Origin of the sequence: Chryseobacterium mulctrae, from assembly GCF_006175945.1 — a bacterium.
Lineage (GTDB): Bacteria > Bacteroidota > Bacteroidia > Flavobacteriales > Weeksellaceae > Chryseobacterium > Chryseobacterium mulctrae.
Genome location: NZ_VAJL01000001.1, coordinates 3997052 through 4009687, shown reverse-complemented (window position 1 = coordinate 4009687; position 12636 = coordinate 3997052). Strand labels below are relative to the sequence as shown.

The following is a 12636-nucleotide window of genomic DNA, read 5'->3' as shown; positions in this document are numbered from 1 at the left end:
CTTTTTGGTATTAAAAATTCCGTTTATACCTGTTCATTATATTTTCAACAATAGCCTTGTCGGTATTGATGTAGCCTGCAAATGGATTAATGGAATTCCAGAATCCCAATCGATTGGCTTTTTCTAATCGCAGTTTGATTGCTAAAAGCCAAAGCTTCAGATTTTTCACATTACCGGAAATATTATGCAGTATTTTGTATCGATCTCCTGCAGTAGCCAAATTCAGTTCACCGGATGCGAGAATATCAGATACATCGGTCACAATCTTTAAACTTTGCTCATACGTCTTTTGTGAAGCTTTAACTCCAAAAATGGCATATTCCGGATGTTCTGATGCCAATTGTACTACTTGTGAGGAATAATTGTAGCATTTATTGAGTTCTGAGTAGATTTCCTGTGCCTGAATTCCGTTTTGTAAAGTGCCGGAAACTTCTTTTAAACCCTTCAGAATTTTATTCTGAATGTCATTAGCTGCCACCATCTGAGTCCCCACCCAGTTCTGTGCGTCCTTTAATTTTGAAGTTTCCTCAATGACTTCGTTCTGTTTCGCTTTTAAATTTTCAGAATAGAGAATCATTGCCGCCGTTACCGTTGGGTCTATGTAGGTGTTTTGCGAATAAAGAATATTGACAAAACATAAAAATAAAATGCTATATTTTTTCATATTGTTGTTTATTTATGAATTCTGAAAAACTGATATTACGTTCTTCCAATTCCTGCGAGATGACTTTAAAAACATTCATCCCTTTGTGTTCTTTTTTCATCATTCTGTAAAAGGAATTGATTTTACCATCCAATGGATTTTGATATAAGTTCACGAGTGACACCAAGTTTTCCAGACTGTCTCCGAAGGTTTTGAGATCACCAACTATTCTGCGCAATGCTTCATCATAGTCGCCATATTGATGTACATAATATTCAACTGCTGATTTTTCAGGTTTTTCTGTGGTATAGGTTAAATACTGCTCCAATGAAACCTCATTTCCATAGACTTCGCCTTTGGAACCTCGTTTCAAGTAAAATTCTTTAAAACGACTTCTACCAAATTTATTATTCAGATTATTGATAGTAAAAATCTTGTTTCGCTCTACTTTATTGAGTGAAAGCAGTGATGCAATCTTGTCGAAATTGTCCTTGAACTTCGTCTGGTCAAGCAATATAAACGTGTCCGAATTATTGATGATGGAATCTTTTACCACTGCATTTCCGATGATGTCATCAAGTTCCTGTGTTACCACTACTGCTTCTCCCCAAAATTTCCTCACCGTTTTATATAAATAGAGGATGTAGCCTCCCATCAGTTTACTTGCGATTGCCTTCCACGCTTCTTCGATGATCAGTGCTTTTCTTCGGTCTTTTCTGAGTCTCATTTTCTGAATAAAGGTGTCCATAATAATGAGCGTTACTATCGGAAAGAGCTTGGGATTATCCTTTACATTATCAATTTCAAAAACGATGAAAGATTCTTCAAACAGGGTATTGTCTGCGCTTTCATTTAATGTCGTTCCGTACCTTCCTCCTTTGTAAAAATCTTTCAGGACAAACAAAAAAGTGCGCAGATTGAATTCCTTTTCTATGATATTGTGTTTCTTATTATTTAGGTAGATAGGAAGAAATTGATCGCAATAATCATAAAACCCATTGAACGAAAGTTCAGTTACGATCAGCTTTTCTTCCAGTTCTTTTATTTTTCTGATAATGGCTTTTCTAAAGGATTCATTCCATTCTTCAGCTGATCTGGGTTGCCTGATGATGTCATTCGACTTGATCAATATCAACTGCGTTTCATTGTATATTTTCCGTCTTTCTTCATCGTTCAGCGTGTCATACGCTTCATAAACTTTATAGAAATTTTCGCTTTCATATTCCGGATTATTGATGTTCTTGTCGGGATGATAAAATTTCAACAATTTTCTTCCCACTTCCTTTATTTCATCAGAGCTGGCATCGAAACTGATCCCCAAGATGTCATAGTATGTATGCTGCCCCTTTGATTCATTCTCAGATTCAGAAAATAGATCCTCTTCATATATGTTGTATTTACCCAGATATTGAATCAGTTCCTCGGAAGTTTTATTTTCATACCACTGTGTCCCAGAATTGAAATAACCGTGGTAGTAAGACAATAACACATTATCTAAAATGGATTTTTGGGCTGATGACATTGAAGAATCCGGCCCTTGCCAAATCAAGAAAATTAAATTGGTCAAAAATTCGATTTTTTCAATATTAAATTCTTTCTTATCCATTAGAAAAGGATTCATAGTAATAGGTTTTTCTTCGGTGTACTGAATGTATCTTCCTCCTTTGTATTTACAAGTTCCTGAATAAGAATCTCCTGTATCAACAATGACTACATCATAATTGTAGGTCAGATATTGCTCGATGATATTATTCATTAAAAAACTCTTGCCTGACCCACTGGGTCCTAAAACAAACTTATTCCTGTTGTTTATTTTTCCTGTTTTCATCGGTAAATCCGAAGGATCTACTTTTAGCGGAACGCCTTGTCTGTCGGTAAATCTTAAATAGAAATTGGATTCTTCATTGACGGGGTAACTTTCTTTAAAAAAAACACAAGGCCGCTTCGCTTGTCGTCATAAATAAATCGTATTCTCTAAGTTCTGTTCCATTGCCCGGAATGGCTGACCGAAAGAGTTCGAGTTGGTTGTAGGCATTTTTAGAAACAATAATTCCTTTCGTAAAAAGCTTATTTTCAATCATCGACTGAATATTTTCCATTTTCTCCAGTGTCTGTGCTGAAAAAAGGATGGAAAAGTGGGCATTCACAACGAGCTGTCCATCAATGGCAATATTATGAAGCAGAGTCTGAATTTCATCTGCTATAATAGCGTTGGACGGAGAATTGTTGGCTGCTCCTTCGTGCTTTTTCTTTTTTTTGTCGAGTTCCCTCTGCTGTTGTGCCTGAAGCGGAATGGTAATGATCTGATTGTAGACAATCGTTTCGTAGTCTTCCAGTTCATTGATAAAACTAAAATTATCCACTGCTGTTTCAGCTGCTGCACCGTTACCGCCGAGAACAGAATAAGGCTCAATTTCTGAAGGCAGATCAATATTTTCTACATCCACGTAAGAAATGTTCTTCACAAACCGGTTTCCGATCTGTAAAAATTCGTTGGTGCTTTTGATGTTATCAAATGTTGGGGATTCGGAAAATTGCATCGATAGCACACCGGAAATATAGTATTCAAAATCTTTCTCGAATAAAAACTCAGGTTCACAATTATTCTGTTTCAAAAGCATCAGAACTTTCTGGCATTTATCCCGTAGTTCCTTATAGCTTTTATCCGAAAAATGATAATGCTTCATTTTCTTTTTCAGCTTATCATCGATGATATCTGTAAAAAAAAGCACCGTTTCGATGGTTTTAAAAAGCCTGCCATCAAAATGTTCCGAATATTTTTGCTGCAGAAACTGGTTTGATTGTTCAGCGGTGTATCTTTTCTTGGAGAAAATATCGAGCTTCTGAACTATTCTTCCCTCTCCAATAATGGACACCACCTGATTTAAAACCGTGTGAAAATGAAGATAGCTGTCAGGATCTGCCGAATATTGTTCGACAATATTTTTTATCTTAATCCCAATAATGGGGTTTCCATATTGTCCGAAAAGAACATCAAAATCCCAATTGAAATCTTTTCCATAATCATATCCTATAAATGGAATTCTAAATTCTTGTTTTTTTGCTGTTGCCATTTTTTAAAAGTTTTTTATTGTCTAACCTTTTGGGAAAAATTAAAATCTGGTTGAAATTTTTGGTTTTATCATACAACCCATCTTTATCCTGTCTTTTGAAGATAAAATACACACCTCCTGCAGTAACTGCAAGTCCAAGTAGAGATCCTAAGAGGCCGAACTTCGAGAGTACCAATGCTGAAATGACTCCGCCTCCGATGACACCGACTGCGTAAAAGATGTATTTCCCTTTGAGTCCGAAGAATACAAGGGGCTTTTTCAGCCCCTTGTAGAGATAGAATCCCATATTAAGCAAAGAATGCTGTTACGAATTCCGGAACTACAATCAAAAAGATCATTGCTCCTCCATAACCGAGGATTTCTTTATTGACATCCTGATCACCATTCGTCCACTTGTTATATACTCGAAGACCACCGATGAATCCGACCAAACCTCCTACTGCTTTCAAGATCAGCTTAACAGGATCCCAATAATCTCTGATATCACTGGCCGCATTCGAGATTGCGGTTGCACCACCTTGAGCAAATGCGGGAGTTATCGCCATAATGACCAAGGCTAGCGATAGAATTCTTTTTGCGGTCACGTTTTTTGTGAAAATATTTTTCATCATAATTCAAAAATTTTATAAAGGGTTAATATTGTTGGAATTTTAAATTTATGGCATAACTTAAGCTGCATCGAATTATTAATTCATTGTTTATCAGATTGTTAAATGTTTATTTTAATTGAAGCTACATGATGGATTGGTATGTTTTGTATCCATTTTGATTAGCCACCAGTTGAACCATTGTTTCAGAAAGATTGAGCATTTTTTTCCATTCTTTTATTCTAGAATTTTCTTTATCAATGTCGACTGAAATTTGGCTTTGTTGAGTCATCTCGCTACGCTCTGGGCTTTCTTTTTCGATTGGTGTTTTTTCGTTCTGCTCAACATAAGCATCGTTAAAATCGGTTTTTTCAGGATATGGTTGGTTTTCATTTTCTGTGGACTCCGTTATGGATGGATTATCGGGTTCATCCAAATCTTGCTCAGATTCAAATTGTTCTCTCAAATATTCTAAATCTTGCCTTTCATCTTTTCCTTCACTCGCATCGGAAAGAATTTGATTTTTACTGAAGGATTTTGGTGTGTTAATATTTTCAACATCTTCAATTCCTATATTTTGTGTTGAATCTTGATACTGCCCGGAAATTTCGGACAAAGAAAATTCGTCGGCTTCTTCTTTACAGGTTTCTTTTTCTTTCTTGAGAAACAGGTCGTATGCGATATTACCGGCATAATAGATCAGATAAACAGCCAATATGCAAAGTGAAATTTTTATCATTTTAATTGAAATTATAAGGATTAAGTTTTTTATTTTAAAGGTTAATCTTCAATATTTCATTGATGTAATCAACCAATTCATTGAATGCATTTTTTACCGCATATTTTTGTTCGTAAGTCAATTTTCGGGTATCAATAGTTTGTAAACAGTTTCTTTTGAAAACAGGACTTTTCAGGAGTATTCCGTATCTTGTGATTTCGGTATCCATTCCTTCCTGATTCAAATATCTGTAGCCTTTATCGTACTTGGAACGGATGAAAATTCTTTCTGCCTGACTTTCCAGAAGCCCTAAAAAATTCACAAAAACCAAAGTCGATTTTGCAGATACATCGGAATATTCAAAAGGAATCACGATAAAGTCACTGTAAATCAACAAATCGCTGTATTTCGCATCGAGTGTTCCTGCCAAATCAAAGAGGTTAATTTCATCGCTTTCTTTCAATTCAATCAAAGTTTCAAAATCAGAAAATGGCTGTTCCTCTTCCTCGCCAATAGTTTCTACATTGTACAATTTTTGAATTTCCAAAATTTCATCTTCTTTCCATTTATGGTAGAATGATTTCTGGTAATCAAAATCGAAAACATTGATTTTCCTTTCTGAAATAGCGGAAATATAATTGGCAAAAGCGATGGCTAGTGTTGTTTTTCCGGTTCCTCCTTTTTGTGTGGCGAATGTGATTATCATAGCTTATCTTTTCTTTTTTCTTCGTTTTTTAAGTTCGTCTTCCGCAGGAACTTTAGAAGTTCCTGAACTCTTCATCAATTCAAACAGCATTTCATTTACGGCTTTACTAAACTCAGTTTTGTTCTTATTTTCAGCGCGGTTTTCTGTCTGCATTTTGTTTGCGTTTGCTGGATTCACAAAATTTTGAAATTCCTTTTCGCCGATTAATGATTGAAGCTCCCCGATGTAATGGAATCGTGTATGAACCGCATAAATTTTTCCATCTTCGCCTTTGGTTAATGAAATATTCTTATCATTATTTCGGGTATTATTTTTAATAAAATCCTTGACTTCTAGCTGAACTTTCCGGTAGGTATCCAAATCTTTTTTTCCTCTGTTTTCAAACAGCATAAAATCTTTGATTTCTGTTTCCGGATATTTATTATTTAAAAATTTTAGCAAAATTATTTTTGATTCCTCATTCGGAATGTTGTAATCTTTCAAGATTTCAAAAAGCTTTTTATCTAATTTTTCGAAGGTGAATTCAAACAAATCATTCATTTTCAAAATCTCACTTCCTTTATAAACGTTGCCTGTTTTGTGGTCGATTATGGTATAACCAAAAGGTTTGTTTTCTTCTTTATGATGAAAGACCATATCAATTCCGAAAACATCTTTCAGCTTTTTCTGAAGCTCACTTTCAAATTCTATTTTTGGTTTCCAATCATCTTTTTGTTTTTCATCCGGCAGCATTGATTGCTGTCGTCTTCTATCTTCCACTTTGAAAACCTTGTTGGAATAAATTTCCCTGTATTTGCTAACAATAGCTTTGATTTGTTTCGACCTATTGTCATTTTTATTGTTATTGAAAACGAGCTGATTTCCGTCAATGGTTTTCTGTTTTACTCCATTTTTCAGAATATCAAATGCGTTTTCATTTTGCTTATCTTTTATCAACTTAAAACCGTTTCTTTCGAGCAAAGTTTCCAATTGATGAATCGAACTGATTTTGTAATTCAGCAATTTTTCAAGTTCATCTCCCGATTTTATTCCATATAATTTCTCTAAAGTTTTGCTTAAAGATTGTTGCGCTTTAAGCTTTTCATAGCTATCATTAATCTTTTTTCCTGTGTTTTTGTCAACTCTTGTTGAAACCATATGCACGTGATTATTATCTGTATCATTATGAAAAACCACAATAAAGGGCTGGTTTCCGTAACCCATTTCCTGCATAAAATCTTCCGCAACTTTTGTCAATTCATCTTTGCTGTGTTCCTGAAACTTAGTAGAAATCACAGCGTGAAATTGTGGTTTCTTTATTTTTTCACTTATAGAAATTGATTTAAAGTAATCTCGAACTTCCTGCTGCTTGCTGTTTTCATTAATGAACGATGGGAAATTTTTCATCATCATTAATTCTCCAATCCCTTTTTCTACCTTTTTATCGTTGTACTGTACCCCGTGAAAACTTGAGCTTGCGGAACCTAAAATCTTAACTATCATTTGCGATTAGTGAAAAGATTTTGATGAAAATTTCAATCTGCTTCTTTTTCAAATTTGCTACTTCATTTATGTGAATTGAAAAACTAGTGAGTTCCTTTTCGCTGATAAATTTTTGACCGTTCGCAATTTTCGCAACCTGATTGATGTTGTTTTCAATCTTTCCAAAGATGTTATCTTGTTTTTCAATGAACGCTAATACTTTTCTTCTCTCGTCATCTAAAATCCTATTCTCTACGGAGTCGATGATTAAACTAGTTAAAGAAATTTGCTTTTTTAAACAGATTTTTTTCCAGTTTTCTTTTTGGATATTGGATATCCTTATTTTAATGGAATTTTTCTTCTCAAAATCCTTCATATCCATCATTCAATTACATTCAGATAATTAATTGGAAAAGTGGTCATGCCCTTTATGGTACCGTTGAATTTTTCGATTTGATTTTTCCATAGAAGAAGATTGAAATCAACGTTCGTTAACGAAATAATGCCCTGCTCTATACCTAAACTAATTCCATTTGAGTTTCCACTTACTAAAATATTGTTCAATGAGCCCACACTGCCATCCGACATAAAACCTAAATCCCGTAATGGTTTTGAAAGATTAAGTAGGGCGTAATTTGAAGTGATGGGCGTTGAACAAATTATACTAACATCTAAATAGCCAATTGTTCCAATTCGCCTCGCATCAATTTGCCCGGTTATTCCAAGACCAGATGTTCCTAATCTATATATTTTAGTTGATAATGTATGCTGGCGAGGATTTGTAGGAAAAGGAATATATGTGTTCCACGACGTTTGTTCAGAAATAGTATTAGCAGATAGTGTTTCGTCCAATATGATGAGCGCATCGTAATAATTAGGCTCCTTAAAAATCTGATTCCAATACTGGCCATTGAAAAAGTAGTAACCTTCTTCTACAATATGAATGACTTGCCCCAAAAGATTTGACGCAGGTTGAGTCACATAAACAATGGCACCTTTTTGCAATACTGAATAAGTTTTATTCGCAAGTTGATCACCAGTGATTCTTGGGGGAATAATACCGTCATAATGATTGATATCGTTTGGTTTTCCAACAACCTCAAAAGTAGACTCAGGAGATTGAGTATTGATACCGACCTGTCCCTCGATTGAAATAGCTATTAATAGTAACAAGAAATAAATGAATTTGCTCATTGGTATTTTATTAAAATTTCTGAGACAAAATTGAGCGATAAAAACCTATAAAACAATAATAGTCAACACGTTTGGTTAAAAAACGAACAGCGTGGATTAGGATGGAAAAGTTGTAGATTAAAAAGGAATGATTAGGCTGAATCTAGAGTCTTATTCAAAATTTTGACAAAAATAAAAACAAGTTCCGCAGTTTTTTTACCCCCTTTTTGCAAAAAAAGGCAAGATCGTCTTTGTAATACAACTTGAAAAGTTTGTACGTACAAAGACACATCTTGCATTTAAAAAGAGTTTGTTTTTCAGATTTCTGAAAAGGTAAATTATATCATTGATTATTGCAATTTGTCCGGAGGGATGTTCTTAATGATAAGTAGTGATGGTACATCTTCCCAAAATAAGGAAACCTTTTTTTCATCAGTGTGTGCAATTAATTGAGGTTGCGCAATATAATTTATAAAGAATTTCTCCACGGCCTAATTTATCCAAATAGCTGTATTAATTTTACGCAGGTTTCTTTTGCAATTTGTCCGGTATTACTAGCTTTAACAAAGTATTATTGTATAAATGATTAATACCTCCTAGGCGTATTGTACGCAGGTTTGTCTTACATGTGTATCTATTTTATTCAGATTTGATCTCGTGGAATTTTAACAGCGCTTGAAATATGACCTACATTTTTTTTTACAACTACCTATATTCATTGTATACAGCTTTAGCTATTTCATTAGATTATAACATGTGCTTATCCCAAAGGTTTAATATAGTCTTAAATTATGGCAAGCAGCAACTTGTACTTATTATACACAGCTTTTTCTTTCACCTGTCTCAATTATACCCACATTAAATGTTGTGCTGTTTGATTGCTCCGACAGCACGTGGCATTATATTACGCAGTTGGTTGTATATATTTTACACAAGTTTATACTATAAAGTTAATAACGAAGGTTGTACCTGATCACTCTTTATCCATTATTTTTTGTCTAACAAGCACATTTACAAACTAATCATTTCTTAATTCTTTGACGCTGTGGAGATAAACTATTAATTAACTTCAAAAAAGTTGTTTGCAAACGGTTTTGCATAAAAGTTAGAATATAATGTCCTTATTTTATTCACTATAGGGGACCAAATGTAAACCCATTTCTCGAAATTCAACTGAATACTCTCTTTTGACAATCTTAAACAAATGAGTTTTATATATAAATTCTAAATTCTCCAATATTTCACTATCACTGAAATTTAAAATATCTCCAACCAATAATTCTCTACCACACACCAATGGTTGAACGTCAGCAAACTCATCGTTGCTTTTATCAAAATACAAGTAAAACATGAATGAATTTTTTAAATTTTCCGTCTCATTATTTTCAAAAGGATTTTCCTTATTATTTATTATTTCTAAATAATAATCATTCCAACGTCTAACTATGAATTCAGTTGTACTTCTTAATTTTATAATGGCTAATAAGAATTCCCCGGCATTTTTTCTGTAAACATTATCATTTTCTAATTGCAAAACGTTTTGAATTTCTGAAAGAAAATTTCTAAGATCTTGCTTTAGTATTTTTACTTTATAATCCTGAATTGATTTAAAAATTGAAAAATAACTTTCTGCTGTGTCTTTTTCAGTGCCAATGTAATTAACATACACTCTTATTGTAGACAAAATAAAATCTTTCAAATCAAACTGTTGATCATCTTTCATAAAAAATATTTTAATTAAAATTACTCAAATAAAGCTTCAAATATAAATTTAAAGATAGCAACTGTTTCCTTACTAAACTTTTAGTAGTTCATCAATCAAAAACTATTTTAAAAATTATCGTTTTCTGAGACCAATTACTTATATTATCATTGCGCCTAAAGCGAAAAGGTGATTTCATATTTTTCCTTTTAGCACTGAATGTATTGAGTGTAGCGACAGTTTGCTGTGATCCAAGTTCCAAAACGGATAATTATTGTTTATGACAAGAAAGGTTTGACCAAATATATCAAATTCTTTTACATAACAGTAAAATAAAAGTTTGGCAATTGTAATAGCTTTTTTTTTGCCGTTATAGTTCAAAATTGTGTACAGAGACTGATGAGTTCCGTCAGTATGTACAAATTGGGCTAAGATTTGTTCTTTTAGAAAGATTCTTCTACCTGCTACTGTCCATCCCTCCGTCCTTTTAACCCTCCCTTTATCAGATATCAAGAACCTTTCATCGAAACCAGGAATAGGCTTCCATCCTTCATCCGGCATATCATGTAAAGACATATTCATACATGCAGGAGGGTTTTTATGATCAACACTTGGTTTTCCCAGTTTTTTCCAAAGAGAGACATTAAACACATCAGGTTTACTATCACCTTGGCCACTCACTGTAAAATCTGCTTTCTCGGGAATATAGGATTGCAGAAACCAACGGAATCCACCAGCTGTCAAAAATTCTTTATGGATAACATCCATGATAGATTCAGCACTTTGTCCTATTTGTTTAGCAGCTTCATAAATACTGTCAAATGAAGAAACCAATTTACCTTCTACTGTGTATTGATTAACCGGTTGCTGATAGATAACATGGCGGTTTCTTGCTCTATTACCTGTGAATATTCTTAAGCTTCTTTCGCTTGCTGAAACCTTTAATAAATTACAGGAATGAACATGAAGTCCGTTACCGTCCTTTGAGATAATTGTAATGCGCCGGTCATTCAAATCAAACCTTTCTATAAAATGATAATATACCAGACGGGCTACTGATTTTCTATATTTTTTACCTTCCAGGGATAAGGTACAATGAACATTATAGCTATTGCTTTTAAGATAAGCATTTGATTGCTTCACAAAAATTAGTTTCATTATTAACTCCGGCAGCTTCCAATCGTGTCCTGTTGGAAGAGAAATAAAACGTTCTCTGCTCTTTAACCGCCCATAGTTTGAAATGGCATAATTTTCAAAACCTTCGATGAGTTTCCATTCTTCATTTTGGAGATTTCTCAAAGAAGTGTTGTACAGGACTTCTTTTACATACTCATCTACAAATTCTTCGGGAAGTTTCATACCTGTCTACAATAAAATAGATTATACTTTTCAGCTGACTGACCGTTACAAAAATATAAAAACTTTCCACTTAGATCCATACTCACATTATCAAAAATATATCAGCAAAAATGATGTTAGATTGCCTATTCTAAAGATATCATTTTTTGAGATTGCAATATTATACTAATTATTTCTTAAATATTCTAAAATGTGTATTTACTCAGGTAGATACTATATAAGATAACCTGTTGTGCATTTAGGAATTAAACAATAAAAGATTGTTCATTTGGTTCAAAAACCGTATATTTATTTGACTACCAATCATTTAAATACATGAACAATCTTATTCAAAACTACAAAATTATTTTAGAAGAATTGATAAATACTTGCAGTCATATTAAGACTAAACCTCAGATCAGAGTTCCAAAACTTTCTGATTTAGAACTTGTAGCTTTAAATATTACAGCAGAATATATGTCGATAAACTCTGAATTACAACTGTTTAGATACATTTCAAAAACAGAATTAGAACAAAAAATAGAAAGAAGCGTTTATAACAGAAGAAAGCGAAAATTGTTTTTCTACTTAGAAGAAATACGCAGAGTTTTGAGTGCAAAGTTTTCTGATTTTACAAACGTTTTTATTGTTGATTCAACACCATTGGAGATATGTAAAATAAGTAGGGCAAATCGCAGTGGAATTTGTTCCACAGAAAATATTCGTCCGGAATTTGGATATTGTGCTGCACAAAAAACACGATATTTCGGCTATAAATTACATGCTGTCTGCGACAAAAACGGTGTTTTTCATTCCTTCGATTTTTCTCCGGCAAACGTTCATGACATAAATTATCTGAAGGATATAAAAGAAAACTTCAAAAACTGTTTACTGATAGGCGACAGAGGATATATTAGCGAAAAATTAAGGGTTGATCTGTTCAATTACTCAAACATTAAACTTTCTGTTCCAATGAGAAAAAATCAACATGAATTTGTATCGTTTTCGAAAGTAAAATCTAAAATTAGAAAACGGATTGAAACAGCTATATCACAACTGAGCGGACAATTTTTACTACACATCAATTTAGCAAAAACTTTTGAAGGGTTGGCAACCAGAATTACCTCTAAAATCACTTCTTTTACAATGATACAATATCTTAATTTCTTTATATTTAAAAGAAGTTTAAACAAAATAAAAATTAATTTATCCTAAATGCACAACAGGTTAAGAT

At 33.3% G+C, this 12636-nt stretch carries 11 protein-coding genes and 1 pseudogene; 1 reads left to right on the top strand and 11 read right to left on the bottom strand.

The window, feature by feature from the left end; genetic code table 11:
* Positions 1–10: 10 nt before the first annotated feature.
* The 11 genes and pseudogenes from FDY99_RS18610 to FDY99_RS18560 all read right to left on the bottom strand — a co-directional run bounded on the left by FDY99_RS18610 (position 11) and on the right by FDY99_RS18560 (position 11423).
* Positions 11–664 carry a hypothetical protein gene (locus FDY99_RS18610; protein WP_139423237.1) on the bottom strand — a complete coding sequence of 218 codons (654 nt, stop codon included), beginning with the start codon at positions 662–664 and terminating at the stop codon, positions 11–13.
* Positions 651–3717, bottom strand: a pseudogene (locus tag FDY99_RS18605) (TraG family conjugative transposon ATPase). Before FDY99_RS18605 ends, FDY99_RS18610 begins: the two are co-directional and overlap by 14 nt.
* A complete protein-coding gene (locus FDY99_RS18600; protein ID WP_139423236.1) occupies positions 3689–4003 on the bottom strand; it encodes a DUF4133 domain-containing protein in 315 nt (104 codons plus the stop codon). Before FDY99_RS18600 ends, FDY99_RS18605 begins: the two are co-directional and overlap by 29 nt.
* Before the next feature lies 1 nt (position 4004).
* The gene (locus FDY99_RS18595; RefSeq protein WP_394344553.1) at positions 4005–4325 is read right to left on the bottom strand and encodes a DUF4134 domain-containing protein; all 321 of its coding nucleotides are present in this window, start codon (positions 4323–4325) and stop codon (positions 4005–4007) included.
* Positions 4326–4449: 124 nt separating this feature from the next.
* The gene (locus tag FDY99_RS18590) at positions 4450–5043 is read right to left on the bottom strand and encodes a hypothetical protein (protein WP_139263385.1); all 594 of its coding nucleotides are present in this window, start codon (positions 5041–5043) and stop codon (positions 4450–4452) included.
* Between the two features lie 34 nt (positions 5044–5077).
* Entirely contained in the window at positions 5078–5728 is a 651-nt protein-coding gene (locus FDY99_RS18585; RefSeq protein ID WP_073335332.1) for a ParA family protein, read from the bottom strand.
* A 3-nt stretch (positions 5729–5731) separates the two neighbouring features.
* Positions 5732–7210 carry a relaxase/mobilization nuclease domain-containing protein gene (locus FDY99_RS18580; RefSeq protein ID WP_139423235.1) on the bottom strand — a complete coding sequence of 493 codons (1479 nt, stop codon included), beginning with the start codon at positions 7208–7210 and terminating at the stop codon, positions 5732–5734.
* Complete coding sequence (locus FDY99_RS18575; protein WP_083564118.1) at positions 7200–7574, bottom strand: hypothetical protein; 375 nt, start codon at positions 7572–7574, stop codon at positions 7200–7202. The genes FDY99_RS18580 and FDY99_RS18575 overlap by 11 nt, the downstream gene beginning before the upstream one ends.
* Complete coding sequence (locus tag FDY99_RS18570) at positions 7571–8383, bottom strand: hypothetical protein (protein WP_139423234.1); 813 nt, start codon at positions 8381–8383, stop codon at positions 7571–7573. The genes FDY99_RS18575 and FDY99_RS18570 overlap by 4 nt, the downstream gene beginning before the upstream one ends.
* Positions 8384–9488: 1105 nt before the next feature.
* Entirely contained in the window at positions 9489–10085 is a 597-nt protein-coding gene (locus tag FDY99_RS18565; protein ID WP_073335335.1) for a hypothetical protein, read from the bottom strand.
* Positions 10086–10259: 174 nt separating this feature from the next.
* Entirely contained in the window at positions 10260–11423 is a 1164-nt protein-coding gene (locus tag FDY99_RS18560) for an NUMOD4 domain-containing protein (RefSeq protein WP_065722175.1), read from the bottom strand.
* A gap of 315 nt (positions 11424–11738) precedes the next feature.
* Between FDY99_RS18560 and FDY99_RS18555 the strand changes: the two genes are divergently transcribed.
* On the top strand, positions 11739–12617 hold the full coding sequence (locus FDY99_RS18555; protein WP_063969482.1) for an IS982 family transposase: 879 nt from the start codon (positions 11739–11741) through the stop codon (positions 12615–12617).
* Positions 12618–12636 lie beyond the last annotated feature (19 nt).